The following is a 13,369-nucleotide window of genomic DNA, read 5'->3' on the forward strand; positions in this document are numbered from 1 at the left end:
TATAAAAAGGGAGGCCCGCTTGCTTAATCAAGCGGGTTTTCATTTGAAAAAGCTCGTTTCCATTTACTAAAAGCATCTAATTCAGTGGAGATTTTCTTTACAGTAAAGCCAATCAGAGCTGCATCATCCAGTATGCCTAGACCAATAATGAAATCTGGTACTAAGTCAAGTGGTGAAACAAAGTAAAGCAGAGTACCGATGACAGTAAGAATTGTGCTTGGCGAGACATTTTTATATTCACCTTTTGAATAGGATTTAACTAATTCAAAAAATAATTGCAGTTTTTCCCAAACTTCTCCTAGACTTCCTTTTTTCTCATTTGCCATTTTTAATGCTTTGTTAAGTAATCCCTCTGTTTTTTGCGGGTTAAGAAGGTATTCTTTTGCCTCATTAGTATATTTATGCTGCTCTTTTTCAAAAATCTTAGTTTTACCAAACAAATCATTCACTTCCTTTTTGTGAAGTCCATGCTTAGTTTACCACCAAATGAAAAAAACATTAGATGATTCATGAAAAATGAAAACCAGGTGCCCCATAAGCAGCACCTGGTTTTCGTAGGTTATATTTATACAAAGACCATATTATCACTAATGGCTGCCGGCGATCCCCAAACTATCTCTTCAATTTCTGAGCCTTCAAGTGTTTCTTTCTTTAGTAATGCATCAACTAATTGTTGATACTGATACTGATTGTTACTAATAAGACTCTCTGCTTTTTGTAAAGCTTTTTCAAATAGCTCTTGCATTTTTTCTTCTTTATCTTGTTTTTTGAAGGTCAATGTGAATCCTTCTTGAAGCATTCCGGTATCTACCATTTGTTCGATAATTTGTTTTGCTTGCTGAACATCGCCACTTACGCCGATGCTGTGTTCTCCTAAATGCATTCTCTCAGCAACCCCGCCAGCTAATACCATTGCGACACGCTCTAACAAGTCACTGGTCGTAGATAAATGCAATTCTTTTGGAATTGGTGCAACATACCCGAGTGCCTCACCACGAGGGATAATGGTTGCTTTCCTAACTGAACCAGGTTTCGTTAAGGATGCTACAATGGCATGACCTGCTTCATGAATAGCGACCCTGCGTTTTGTATCATAATCTTGTAATGACCGGGAAGTGCTCCCTAAAATTGTTCGATCAAGGGCATAGTCGATGTCTTGCTTCTGGATCGTTTCTTGGCCGTTCCGAACAGCTCTTCTGCTAGCCGTCTCAAATAATGATTGAAGTTCCGCACCTGAAAAGCCTGAAGTACTTTCTGCTAATTCATCTAATTGTGCAAGAGCATCCTTATCAAATGATTTATCTTTAGCATGAATAGCGATAATCTCTCTTCTTCCTTTTGTATCTGGAAGTGGTACATGGAAGGAGAAGTCGATTCTTCCTGGACGAAGGAAGGCTTCATCCAACATGTCTTTTCTATTTGTGGCAGCAATAAAAAGAATTCCATCATTTGAATGGCCGCCATCAAGCTGCACAAGTAATTCTGTTAATGTTTTTTCGGCTTCCTCGCCGCCATGTGCCTTTCTTTTTGCGGCTAAAGCATCCACCTCATCAATGAATACAACGGCAGGACTATGCTTTCTTGCTGATTTGAACAATGACCGGACCCGGCTTGCTCCAACACCAATAAACATTTCATTAAATGACGAACCGCTTGCCGAAAAGAAAGCAGCGTTTAATTCTCGGGCGATTGCTTGAGCCAGTAAGGTTTTACCAGTACCCGGGGGACCGTATAAAAGAATCCCTTTGGGTGGGGTAATCCCTAATTTTGAAGCCCGCTCCGGTTCTTTTAGGGTCGAGAGTGTTTGTAAGATTTCTTCCTTCATTTCGTCACCGAGTCCACCTACATCTTTCAAACTAATGGAGGGAAGGGTTTGAGACTTTGCAACACTATTCTTCATCGAATTATTTATTCCCAATCCACCTTTTGTTTTTTGAAGGGTAAATGCTGCCCCAGCCAACAGAAGGATAACTCCGCCTAATATCCATTTTCCATATTTACTGCTCTTTGAATAGGAGTATTCGATATTATATTTAACAACCAACTTATCTACCATTTGGCTGTTTGGTGGGACATGGGAAAGATATACCGTTTCACCCGCATGAATATAAAGGCTTCCATCGGGTTTTTCAATTATGTTAACGGTTTTTCCTTGTTGAGCTTGAATGGTTTTCTCAACAGAAGAGAATGGGATAGCCACTTCATTATTGGTTGTTTGTATAATCCAGACGATTCCTGCAATAACTAATATTAACGCTGCAATGAGCGGAATAAACTTATAAACTTTTTTTATTTTTGGCTTCAATTTTCTTCATCTCCTTCAACAGAGTACTACTCTATTATAAAGGGGTTTCCAGAAAAATGGATGTGGGAATCGTTGGGAAACGCAAATCCCTGCATAAAAAAATAACCAGCACAATTTTTTATAAATGTGCTGGTGTGATTGATAAAAGCTACGATAATAAGCGAAGATGTGGAATGATTGGCAGTAATACACTTTGAGCAATTGCCCCAATACTGGCTCCTATACAGGATGCTTTATTCCATTTAAAAACATGAACTTTTTCATCTTTTCCTTCAAACAAGAATAATAATTGGACATCTTCTTCTGCAATTCCAATTTTTTTATAATGAATATTGTTCTCATTGAGGACAATTTCAAAGGCTTTATGCAATAAATTCAGGGTCTGCTGATCGATTTTAGTAATATCCAAGTCATGTACCTCCGATGTGTTATGTACTCACGCTACTTATTTTTCTCATTACCACTTTCTTTCATTATATTCTTTATGCTCTCGTGTTTAAAGAAATATTGCAAAGTTTCTGTTTGAGAGATAAGATTGAAGTTATGGACAAAAATTTTTATTGTCAAAAGAGAGGAAAACGAAATGGGTAACAATTTTAAAGAAGATGTATTGTCACGCCGGACATTTGCGATTATTTCCCACCCAGATGCCGGAAAAACTACGCTAACCGAAAAATTATTATTATTCGGAGGCGCTATTCGAGACGCGGGAACTGTAAAAGCGAAAAAGACAGGAAAGTTTGCAACCAGTGACTGGATGGAGATTGAAAAGCAACGGGGAATTTCCGTTACCTCCAGTGTCATGCAATTTGACTATGAAGGATTCCGAGTTAACATTTTGGATACTCCTGGACACCAAGATTTCAGTGAAGATACGTATCGGACTTTGATGGCTGTAGATAGTGCTGTAATGATCGTTGATGCTGCCAAGGGGATAGAGGCACAAACACTTAAACTATTTAAAGTATGCCGGATGCGCGGGATCCCTATTTTCACATTTATGAATAAACTTGATCGTCAGGGCAAGCCGCCGCTTGAACTGTTAGCTGAATTAGAAGAGGTTCTAGGCATAGAATCATATCCAATGAACTGGCCGATTGGGATGGGGAAAGAATTCCTTGGTATTTATGATCGATATAACAATCGAGTGGAACAGTTCCGAGTAGATGATGAAGACCGTTTTATACCATTAAATGATGACGGAGAAATTGCCGGTGATCATCCGCTAAAAAATTCCGGACTTTACGATCAAACGCTAGATGAAATTATGCTCCTAAATGAAGCTGGGAATGAGTTTTCAGCTGAAAGGATCGCAGCAGGAAACTTGACACCTGTATTTTTTGGAAGTGCGTTAACTGCCTTTGGAGTCCAAACATTTTTGGAGTCATACTTAAAATTTGCTCCGCCGCCAATGGCCCGGAATTCATCCATTGGAGAAATTGATCCGTTAGGGGAACAATTTTCAGGTTTTGTGTTTAAGATTCAAGCAAATATGAATCCTGCACACCGTGATAGGATTGCCTTTGTGCGTGTGTGTTCTGGGAAATTTGAGCGGGGAATGACAGTGAATATTCCACGTTTGAATAAACAAATTAAGCTCTCCCAGTCAACTTCATTTATGGCTGAAGAACGGAATACTGTGGATGAAGCGGTTAGTGGAGATATTATCGGGTTATACGACACAGGAACATATCAAATTGGTGATACTTTGACTACCGGGAAGAACGATTTCCAATATGAAAGACTTCCGCAATTTACACCAGAATTGTATGTCAGGGTTTCGGCTAAAAACGTTATGAAGCAAAAGTCTTTCTATAAAGGAATTCAGCAACTGGTTCAAGAAGGAGCCATTCAGTTATATAAAACCGTTAAAACGGATGATTATTTATTAGGTGCCGTGGGTCAATTACAATTTGAAGTTTTTGAGCATCGGATGAGAAATGAATATAATGCCGAGGTTTTAATGGAAAGAATGGGTTCAAAAATTGCCCGGTGGGTAGATAGTGAAACGGTTGATGAAAATTTATCGAGTTCTCGTTCAATGTTAGTGAAAGACAGATATGATCATTATGTATTTTTGTTTGAAAATGATTTTGCTCTCAGATGGTTTCAAGAGAAAAATCCATCGGTTAAACTCTATAATCCAATGGACCAACATGACTAAGAAAAGTGGCGGAATAGAATCCGCCATTTTTTTTTCGCGTTTATTAAACTGAAAATTCAGACTAATTACCCATGGACGAATCTTTTCCTAGGACTTTACGATTGATTACAATCGTCTTAATAAAGACTAAGGAGGAGATAAGTTGGTAAAAGGTTTCTTTTTTACTGGGTTTCCTGGGTTCATTTGTAATCAATTGATTCGCGAAGTATTAAAAAGCAATCAATTGAATGGATCTGTTTTTGTCCTAATCCTGCCTGATATGGTTGCAAGTGCAAAAAAAGAATCGGCGGCTATAATAGCGGAATATGGGTTAGATGAGTCCACCTTCCACATAATTGTTGGAGATATAACCAAACCGTTTCTTGCTATTACAGAAGAAGAACAAGAAGTTTTACAACACAGGGTTACCCATGTTTTTCATCTAGCAGCCATTTATGATTTAGCCGTTCCAAGAGATATTGCGCAAAAAGTGAATGTAAATGGAACGGAAAACGTAAATGAATGGGTACGAAGATTACCAAACCTAGATAGATATATTTATTTTAGTACTGCCTATGTAGTCGGAAATAGAGAAGGGACTCTGTATGAAACGGAACTTATTGCACCACCCGGTTTTAAAAATCATTATGAACAGACAAAATATGAAGCAGAAGTTTTAGTGGAAACTTTAAAAAAGGAAGTACCTGTTACTATCATTCGGCCGGGGATTGTCAAAGGCCATTCCAATACGGGAGAAACCATTAAATTTGATGGCCCTTATTTTATTATGAACTTTTTAGATCGGTTAAAATTTCTTCCTCTCATACCTCGACTAGGGAAAGGTGAAGCCTTTGTGAACCTTGTTCCAATAGATTATATTATAAAAGCCACTACCTATCTAAGCCAATTAGACAAAGCTGCTGGAAAAACGTATCATCTAACAGACCCTCATCCCTATCGTGCTTCAGAAATATATGAAATCATGATGCAAGAAATGCTAAACAAACAACCAAAAGGAATGATACCATTAACTATAGGGAAATGGTTCCTTTCTATTAAACCGTTGCGCAAATTTCTGGGAGTAGAGAAAGAAGCATTAGATTACTTTACTTGGAAAGGACAATTCGACTGCACACATGCTGTCACAGATCTTAAGGAATCAGGGATCGCCTGTCCTGACTTTAAAGATGGGGTTAAACCAATGACAGCATTTTATTTACAAGAAAAAAATAACCCAACCTTTCAAATTAATATCTTATAGCAGGGGTGATGACTGATGGATGCCACTCAAGAAAAGCTTAAAATAATTGCCCCGGCAACAGGAGAGCAGATCGGAGAAATTCCTGAAACGCCAATAAGCGAGGTTGACAGCTTTTATCAAAAGGGTAAAACTGCGTTTAAGCAGTGGAGTAATCTGACAATATCTGAGAGGGCAAAATACCTATTAAAGCTCAAAGATATTATCGTAGAGCAGATGGAGGCTATAGCTAAAACAATCGCTGCGGATACTGGAAAAGTGGTTACGGAGGCATTGGTAGCTGATATCATGCCAACCCTTGACAGTATTGATCACATAATAAAGCATGGGGAGAGAATTCTTCAGCGCCAAAAAGTAAAAACGCCTCTTTTATTGATAGGAAAGAAATCATTTATTGAATACATGCCGAGGGGAGTGGTTTTAGTAATTTCGCCATGGAATTATCCATTTCAATTGGCAATGGTCCCAATGCTTAGTGCTTTGGCATCGGGGAACACAGTGATTTTAAAACCATCAGAAGTAACTCCACTAGTAGGCAAATGTATAGAGGGGCTTTTTGCTAAAGTGGGCTTTCCTATGGGAGTTGTTCAAGTTGCACATGGTGGAAAAGAGGTAGGGGCAGCCTTTACAAATGGAAAACCAGATTATATTTTCTTTACAGGATCTATCCCGACCGGGAAAATCATTCAACAAGTTGCTTCAAAGCATCTTATTCCAACAACGCTAGAACTTGGCGGCAAGGATCCAATGATTGTATTTGCAGACGCTCATTTGGAACGTGCGGCAAAAGGGGCAGTGTGGGCGGCATTTACTAACAGTGGTCAAGTATGCATGAGTGCAGAAAGGCTGTATGTTGAAAAATCGATTTATCCGAAGTTTCTATCCTTACTTAAAAAAGAAATTTTAAACTTAAAACAGGGGATAGATGAAGATGATGATGTCGGCTCGATGACCTTCCCGGCTCAAAAAGAAATTGTAAGAGACCAGTTAGAGGATGCATTAAAGAAGGGCGCAAGTCTAGAGACCGGTCTAATTCCTGAAAAATGGGATAGTAGTATGTTTTTACCACTAATGGTAGTTACAAATGTGAATCATGATATGAAAATAGTCCAGGAAGAATCCTTTGGACCTATTCTGCCAGTCATTCCATTTGAGAGTGAAGATGAAGTAATTAGTCTTGCAAATGATACGGTTTATGGATTAAATGCAAGTGTTTGGTCAAATGATAATGAAAGAGCGAGAAGAGTATCCTCTAAACTCGTATCAGGGGCAGTGGTGATAAATGATGCTATTATTAGTATTGCCAATCATGGCCTTCCCTTTGGAGGGGCCAAACAAAGTGGAATCGGCAGGTACCATGGGGATGCCGGGTTAAGAATTTTTTGCCATGAAAAAGCAATTGTCGAGGATACCGGACGGAAAAAAAGTGAAATTCATTGGTATCCATATCAAGGAAAATACCCATTATTTCTTCAACTCTTTAAAAGTTATTTCCAAACCAATCGAAACTGGATTAAATTTTCACAAACCTATTTACGAATCCTTAAAAAGAATTAAGTTGGGAAAAATAATAGAATTTCCGCTGTTTTTTGGCAAAAATGGATAAACTAAGTTTAGGTTTTTCACCTTAAAAAATATGCCATGAAAAGCGGGACTGTACGATGAAAAAGATGAATAAACTGGAAGCTGTTTTTTGGAATATTGCTTTTCCTGGTTTTAGTCAGTTGTTAATGGGTCAATATATCAAAGGAATATTGTTTGTCACCTTAGAAGTAATGATAAATGCCAATAGTCATTTTAATTCGGCAATCATGTACAGCTTTTTAGGTGAAATTGACAATGCAGAGGCGGTTCTTAACTATCAATGGCTAATGTTTTACCCATGTGTCTATTTATTTTCCTTGTGGGATGGGTATCGTTCTGCCATGCCTGCTAATGAAAAATACTCATTCTTTCCATTTGTCTTCGGTGCCTATTTTGTTACTGTAGGATTAATGGTATCACCTAAGGTTACAATTTTTCAAATCCATCCTGGTCCAGTCTTTCTACCGATGCTGTTTTTAATTCCTGGGTTGCTTATTGGTTTTTTAATTAAATTTTTACTGTCTTTAAAGCTAAAAAATTAAAGTTTATTTAATAAAAAGCTTCAAATCAGGATATTCTGATTTGAAGCTTTTTATTGGGAAAAATTTTTTAAAATGAACCCCCACAAATTGCTTAAGATGCAACGTAACTATGTAGTGAAAATAAGGTTTTATACAGAAGAAACAAGATTAAAGGGTGTGGTAAGGGAAATAAAAAAACATGAAACAAAGGAAATGTAAAATAAATAAGCGCTATAACAATAAACAGGAAAAGATAGCCATTCTTGGGGCTTTTTTTTTCTAAATGCTTAACACCAAAAAGTCCAAGTTATCACTCATATGTTATAATTGGTCGAATAGAGGTGAGCATATGCTAGGTTTATTGTTTATGGCCAAAAAGAAAAAGAAGAACACCCTGGAAGAAATGGTTCTTCTGATTCAACAAGGCGACCGTTATTTGCTTGACGAAATTATTAATTCTTACAAACCATTTATAGCTAAAACAGTATCTTCTGTATGCAAACGATATATCTATGAAACCGATGATGAATTTAGTATTGGTCTCATCGCATTCAATGAAGCGATAGAGAAATATTCAAAAGAGCGAGGAAACTCCTTATTGAGTTTTTCCGAAGTCATTATCAAGAGAAGAGTAATTGACTATATTCGTAAGCAATCCAAAAATCAACATTTAAGTTTTGACTTAACCAATGATACTAACGAAGAAGAAACAGCTGGAACAATTATTGTTAATGAACTCTCATTAGATGATTACCAAAAAAAGAATGATGAACAATTAAGAAAGGATGAGATTGTTCACTTTCAGAAATTATTAACTACTTTTGATTTAAGTTTTTCTGACTTAGTTGAGAATTCACCGAAGCATGTCGATGCGCGCAAAAACGCAATTATGGCTGCAAAATTGTTAGTAGAAAACGAAGAATTAAAAGAAATGTTATTCACTAATAAACGTCTTCCCATTAAACAATTAGAGAAAATGGTAGATGTCAGCAGAAAGACGATTGAACGAAATAGGAAATATATTATTGCCATTGCACTTATTTTATCTAGTGATTATGTTTATATGAAAGATTATATAAAGGGGGTGCTAGACACATGAAAAAGGGAATTATAATGGAAATAGAAGAAGAATTCCTAACGCTAATGACCCCTGAAGGTGAGTTTTTGCATACTACGAGGCAAAATCAGCCATATGCAATTGGGGAAGAAATTTACTTTTTTCCAATGGAACGTGTTAGAAGTTCGAATCCTTTTAATTGGTTTATTAGCATTTTTAAATTTAAACCTGTTTGGGCACTAGTAGCTGTGTTCGTTATTATGCTAGGCTCATTTTTCCCTATGTATCAAAGTAATAAAGCATATGCCTATATGTCCATTGATGTTAATCCTAGTATAGAACTTGGTGTTAATAAGAAGATGCAGGTTGTTAAGATCAAAGGATTTAACAAAGACGGTAAGAAGATTGTCTCGCATCTGACTAGCTGGAAAAAGAAAAATGTTTCTGATTTAGTACAAACGATCTTAGCTGAAATGAATAAAGAAGGTTATTTGAGTAAAAATGATCACGTTATTATATCCACAGCTCGAACCAAAAGTCCGGAAGAAAATGTGGAAAAGGAACTTAAAGCGAACATTGAGGAGATTAAAGCATCAATTGAAAAGCAAAATGCTGAACCAACAGTTGTTAACGCCTCAAAAGAGTCATTAGATGATGCTCATAAACGTGGTATTACTACTGGTAAATTACATGATAATAATACCCAAGTTTCCATTAATAAAACAAAAAAAGTGAAAACAAAAGATAAAAAGAAAACTTCAGATAGTAAAGCTATACAAACGAAACCGCCTGTTAAATCTCCGCCTTCTGTACCACTAAAAAAACGAACAGAAACTAAGGCCCTACAAAATAAGGCTTTTGCAGAAAATAAAAGGCAGCCTGAAAAGAAAGGGATAAATGGAAAATTTACTCCACCCGGACAATTGAAAAAGATAAATGAAAAGCAAATAAAGCAAAATCAAGAGCGTCCTAAAAAACAAAATAATAATCAAAAAGAAAATAAGGCAGAGAACAAAAAATCGACGAAACAAGAAAAGTCTAAAGGGAAAGACAGCCATAGAGATCCCGGAAAAGAAAAAAAAGCAGAGAACAAAAAACCGTCGAATCAAGAAAAGTCTGAAAAGAAAGACAGTTATAGAGATACCGGTAAAAATAAGAATGGGAACAAATGGAAAGATAAAAATAAAGAAAAAGAAATAGCTAAACAGGATGACAAAAAAAATAAAAAACCTTATGGAAACCATAGGAGTAATCAAAAGGATAAATAAAGTCCGGAAGTAATTCCGGACTTTTTCCATATTTATAAAGTTATTGTTGTTGTCCAGATAATTGTGCTTGTGCTTGTTGGACAAGGCGTTTTGTAATTTCCCCGCCTACAGATCCATTTGCTCTTGAAACTGTATCTGACCCTAAATTTACTCCAAATTCTTGGGCAATTTCGTATTTAACTTGATCTAAATATTGTTCAATCCCAGGTACTAACAACTTGTTCCTGCTATTAGCCATATAAATCAGCTCCTTATTTTCTGTCCAGAGATAATTTTACCTCTGTATAGGTATTATTAATTTATTTTGTTGTTTTATTAGTGGAAATGTTTTTCGTTATTGGATATAAATTTCTAAAGAAAAATAAAAAGGAGCCAAACGGCTCCTTCCTCCTATTCCTTCACTGCCTCTAATAATAGGTCAACGATGTGAACACCTCGCATCTTCTCAGCGAGTCCTTCCTTTTCAATCCCAACCTTTACTTGTAATAAGCAGCCTGGGTTAGCAGTTACAATTGTGGTAGCATGAATATTTTTGGCTTGGACCATTTTGTAATCAAGCATTTTCATCGACATTTCTGATTCGATAATATTATATATGCCCGCAGAACCGCAACAACGGTCCGCATCTTTCATCTCAACATACGTTGCTCCTTTAATAGATTGCAGAAGGAGCCTTGGTGCAGATGCAGTTTTCATTACATTTCTTAAATGACAAGAATCCTGATACGTAATTATTTGAGATGGAAGCTCTAATTTTACTCTTTCATGGAAGGTAACTGAAACTAGAATTTCGGACACATCCTGAATTTTTTCTGTGAATTTCTTTGCTCGTTCGCTCCACTCTGGGTCTTCTTTTAATAAGTGATCATAACCAAGTAAGAATGCGCCACAACCCCCGGCATTTGTAATGATAAAATCAATATTTAAATCTTCAAAAGCTTTGATATTTCTCTTGGCAAGATCTTTTGAACCACCCTTTTCACCATAATGACCGTGCAGGGCACCACAACATGTTTGCTCCTCGGGAATAACAATTTCACAGCCAGCCAGTTGGAGTAATTTGATGGTAGCGTCATTTGTTTTCATAAACATGGAGTCCATCAAACAGCCACTAAAGAAGGCAACTCGGTGTGTTTTTTTTCCAATTGGTTCTGCATGAACCGGTCTATTTTTCAGTTCTTTCATCGTTGATACTGGAGGTAGTACTTTTTCCATTAAGGTTAGATGCTCAGGCAATATACCTAAGAATCCAATTTTTCTCGCCATAGTTTGTAAACCAGACCGTTGGTAAAACCCAATTAACCCTGTCACATTTTTCATTCGATTTGGATGTGGGAACAATCCTTCGAATACTGTTTTTCGAACGATACTAGTCGATAATGAGTATTTCTTATTCTGACTGACAATATCACGTGCTTCTTCGAGTAAATGGCCATACTTTACTCCAGATGGGCAAACAGTTTCACATGCCACACAGCCAAGACAAAGGTTAAGTGAACGCTCAAAATCTTCATCCGGTTCAATTAAACCATCGGTTACAGCCTTCATTAAGGCGATCCTGCCTCGCGGGGAATGTGATTCTTTATAGCCTGATTCAATATATGTGGGACACGCAGGCAAACAAAAGCCACATCGCATACAATTTAATAGTTCATCTTCATTCATTCTCACTTTAAACTGTTCTTGGATGATTTCTTTTTCTTTAACAGTTGTCATTTTGAAACCACCATGTCTTTTTTGTCGTCTGCTGCTAATACTGTTCCTTGGCCAGAAACTACCACGCGCTTTTTATAACTTTTAGCAAAAACCTTCCCTGGATTCATGATATTATTTGGATCCAAAGCAAGCTTAATGGCTTTCATCACGGCAATTCCTTCTTTACCCAGTTTCCATTCAAGATAAGGTGCTTTCATAACTCCAACACCATGCTCACCTGTAATGGTTCCGCCAAGTTCCACTGCTTTTTCAAAGATTTCAGCAAAAGCCATCTCGACACGTTCCATTTCTTCGTGATTTCTTGCATCCGTTGGGCATGTAGGATGGAGATTTCCATCACCTGCATGGCCAAAAGTACAAATTTGCAGATTGTATTTGTCAGCAATGTTATTGATGGCGTTTACCATTTTCGCTAGTTCTGACCTTGGGACAGTAGCATCTTCAAGTACAGTAGTTGGCTTGAGTCGTGCAAGTGCAGAAAGTGCTGTGCGCCTTGCAGCAGCTAAGGCTAACGCTTCTTCCTCTGAAGATGCTACTTTAACGGAGACGGCACCTTCCTGCTCGCAAACCTTGATGATTTTTTCAATATCACGTTCGACAACTTCAGGTGAACCATCTTGTTCAATTAATAAAACTGCTTGAACGTCTGTAGGTAATCCAATTTTAGAATAGTCTTCGACTACTCTAATCGTAGGTTGATCTAGGAATTCAAGTGTGATAGGTATAATTTTATTGGCGATAATTTTGGAAACAGATTTTGCTGCAGCTTCTAGATCCTGATACAAGGCTAGCATCGTTTTCTTGGTTTCAGGCATGGGGATAAGCTTTAAAATTGCTTCAGTGATGATCCCAAGAGTTCCTTCCGAACCCACCATTAACCGAGTTAAGTCATAACCTGCGACATCTTTTGCCAGTTTTCCACCTGTTCTTACGATATCCCCGTTCGGCATGACAACCTCAAGACCAATCACATAATCCCGGGTTACTCCATATTTAAGTCCACGTAATCCACCAGAGTTTTCGTTAATAGCTCCACCAATCGTGGCAATTTTCATTGAACCTGGATCAGGTGGATAAAAAAGTCCCTTTGCTGAAGCAGCGTTAGCTACATCGAGGCAAATGACGCCTGGCTGGACAGTAATCGTTAAATTTTCTTCATCTAGATCAACAATTCTGTTCATATGCTTGAAAAGAATAACTACGCCACCCTCAGTTGGGCAGGTACCTCCACAAAGATTTGTCCCAGAACCTCGCGGTACAATAGGCACTTTATTTTCATTACATACCTTAACAACTTCTGAGACTTCCTTTGTATTCCTTGGGCTGACAACCGCATCTGGCATAGCCTGCAAGTTTGGTGTTGAATCATAAGAATAAACAAGTCTTTCGGTTTTAGCATCATCAAAATTTTCCTTTGAGACAATGCTGATTAATTTGTCTTTTACTACTTTGGAAAGCATTCTGTTTCCTCCATTCACTGAATACGCTTACAAGCTAAATGATTTTTTCTTCTAAAT

12 protein-coding genes are annotated in these 13,369 nt (G+C 37.4%); 6 read left to right on the forward strand and 6 right to left on the reverse strand.

What is annotated here, in order from left to right:
* Positions 1–23: 23 nt before the first annotated feature.
* The 3 genes from QNH17_RS07595 to QNH17_RS07605 all read right to left on the reverse strand — a co-directional run bounded on the left by QNH17_RS07595 (position 24) and on the right by QNH17_RS07605 (position 2,714).
* Entirely contained in the window at positions 24–440 is a 417-nt protein-coding gene (locus QNH17_RS07595; RefSeq protein WP_283878128.1) for a YkvA family protein, read from the reverse strand.
* Between the two features lie 125 nt (positions 441–565).
* Positions 566–2,305 (reverse strand): AAA family ATPase, encoded by a 1,740-nt coding sequence (locus QNH17_RS07600; protein WP_283878129.1) that lies wholly within the window; start codon positions 2,303–2,305, stop codon positions 566–568.
* A gap of 148 nt (positions 2,306–2,453) precedes the next feature.
* Positions 2,454–2,714 (reverse strand): hypothetical protein, encoded by a 261-nt coding sequence (locus tag QNH17_RS07605; protein ID WP_283878130.1) that lies wholly within the window; start codon positions 2,712–2,714, stop codon positions 2,454–2,456.
* Between the two features lie 174 nt (positions 2,715–2,888).
* Here QNH17_RS07605 and QNH17_RS07610 point away from each other — a divergent pair, with 174 nt between their 5' ends.
* The 6 genes from QNH17_RS07610 (at position 2,889) to QNH17_RS07635 (ending at position 10,136) form a co-directional block, all read left to right on the forward strand.
* On the forward strand, positions 2,889–4,469 hold the full coding sequence (locus tag QNH17_RS07610) for a peptide chain release factor 3 (RefSeq protein WP_283878131.1): 1,581 nt from the start codon (positions 2,889–2,891) through the stop codon (positions 4,467–4,469).
* Positions 4,470–4,611: 142 nt separating this feature from the next.
* Complete coding sequence (locus QNH17_RS07615; protein ID WP_283878132.1) at positions 4,612–5,709, forward strand: SDR family oxidoreductase; 1,098 nt, start codon at positions 4,612–4,614, stop codon at positions 5,707–5,709.
* 15 nt (positions 5,710–5,724) lie between these two features.
* The gene (locus QNH17_RS07620) at positions 5,725–7,263 is read left to right on the forward strand and encodes an aldehyde dehydrogenase family protein (protein ID WP_283878133.1); all 1,539 of its coding nucleotides are present in this window, start codon (positions 5,725–5,727) and stop codon (positions 7,261–7,263) included.
* Positions 7,264–7,367: 104 nt separating this feature from the next.
* Positions 7,368–7,832 (forward strand): hypothetical protein, encoded by a 465-nt coding sequence (locus QNH17_RS07625; protein ID WP_144548682.1) that lies wholly within the window; start codon positions 7,368–7,370, stop codon positions 7,830–7,832.
* A 328-nt stretch (positions 7,833–8,160) separates the two neighbouring features.
* Positions 8,161–8,910 (forward strand): RNA polymerase sigma factor SigI, encoded by a 750-nt coding sequence (sigI, locus tag QNH17_RS07630; protein ID WP_144548683.1) that lies wholly within the window; start codon positions 8,161–8,163, stop codon positions 8,908–8,910.
* Complete coding sequence (locus QNH17_RS07635; protein ID WP_283878134.1) at positions 8,907–10,136, forward strand: anti-sigma factor domain-containing protein; 1,230 nt, start codon at positions 8,907–8,909, stop codon at positions 10,134–10,136. Before sigI ends, QNH17_RS07635 begins: the two co-directional genes overlap by 4 nt.
* A gap of 40 nt (positions 10,137–10,176) precedes the next feature.
* On the opposite strand, the gene QNH17_RS07640 is transcribed toward QNH17_RS07635, so the two are convergent.
* From QNH17_RS07640 to glcD, 3 genes are all read right to left on the reverse strand, one after another.
* Positions 10,177–10,374 (reverse strand): alpha/beta-type small acid-soluble spore protein, encoded by a 198-nt coding sequence (locus QNH17_RS07640; protein ID WP_283878135.1) that lies wholly within the window; start codon positions 10,372–10,374, stop codon positions 10,177–10,179.
* 152 nt (positions 10,375–10,526) lie between these two features.
* Positions 10,527–11,852, reverse strand: coding sequence for a (Fe-S)-binding protein (locus QNH17_RS07645; protein WP_283878136.1), 1,326 nt, complete (start codon positions 11,850–11,852; stop codon positions 10,527–10,529).
* A complete protein-coding gene (glcD, locus tag QNH17_RS07650) occupies positions 11,849–13,312 on the reverse strand; it encodes a glycolate oxidase subunit GlcD (protein ID WP_283878137.1) in 1,464 nt (487 codons plus the stop codon). Before glcD ends, QNH17_RS07645 begins: the two co-directional genes overlap by 4 nt.
* Positions 13,313–13,369 lie beyond the last annotated feature (57 nt).

This window comes from Neobacillus sp. SuZ13, from assembly GCF_030123365.1.
Lineage (GTDB): Bacteria > Bacillota > Bacilli > Bacillales > Cytobacillaceae > Neobacillus.